The organism is Bradyrhizobium sp. STM 3809, assembly GCF_000239795.1.
Taxonomy (GTDB): domain Bacteria; phylum Pseudomonadota; class Alphaproteobacteria; order Rhizobiales; family Xanthobacteraceae; genus Bradyrhizobium.
Genome location: NZ_CAFJ01000430.1, coordinates 1 through 946, shown reverse-complemented (window position 1 = coordinate 946; position 946 = coordinate 1). Strand labels below are relative to the sequence as shown.

At 61.6% G+C, this 946-nt stretch carries 1 pseudogene; it reads right to left on the bottom strand.

The features are described 5' to 3' along the window. Nucleotides 1-190 (bottom strand): annotated as a pseudogene (locus BRAS3809_RS35020) (transporter substrate-binding domain-containing protein); the annotation flags it as partial. Nucleotides 191-946: the final 756 nt, after the last annotated feature.

The following is a 946-nucleotide window of genomic DNA, read 5'->3' as shown; positions in this document are numbered from 1 at the left end:
TGTCCTTGTGGTAATAGGGCTCGGTGCCGACGATGCCGGCAATCCGAAGCTTCTTCGTCCTGCGAATTTGCGCGAAGGTGCTCTCCGGCTGCGACTGCGCGAGGGCCGGCGATGCCACCGAGCCGGCTGCGAGTGCAGCAGCGGCTGCGCCAAGTCCCACGAGCGATCCGATGTCGCGACGATTAACCATTCTCAAACTCCCCCTGTTGGTGTTGAACTCAGGACGCCGCGCATCGATACCGCGGGACAAGATACGTTCATGCCGCCTTCTTGCTAGCAAACCGTGCGACAAAGTCACCCGTTTCGGTGCTACGGGCCTCCCTGGCTAGCCGGCTACCTTAACGGGTCGACAGGAAGTCGGACAGGCTCGCATCTTCCTCCTGCAATCGAGGCGCTGACAGGACCGCAGGATGTCGTCGCCGACCGCTGCTGCTCGTTTCAGCAGCGGCGCGACCTCGTCGTCAACGCGTTGAACGGCATCGAAGGCATCAGCCGCCGTGTCCCCGAAGGCAGCCTTCCCCACGTTCGCGAGTTGCGCAGGCCTCATCGGCAAGGACACGCCGGAGCACCGCGTCGTGAAGACGATACGACCTTCGCAGATTATCTTCTGCACGCGGCCGGGGTCGCGGTGATCCCGGTTCCGCCTTCTGCCTCGCGCGCTTTTTCCGAAGGCGCGGTCGGATGCCATGAACCGCGCAACCAAAGAGCGCATCCTTAATCTGCCCACCAGTCGCCGATGAAAAAACCTCGGCATGGACACGTGCTCTCGTGCACACCGTCACGGTCTACCGAACGGACTCCGGGAAGGATTTGAGATTCAAGTGAAGGAGAAGCTGAGTGCTCTACTCGGGAAAACTGCTTTACTCGGAAAGGAGTGTTCCCTGATGCCAGCTACAACAGCTGGTCACACGTGGTAGGCGGGGGGAGGACTCCGAACCCCCGACCC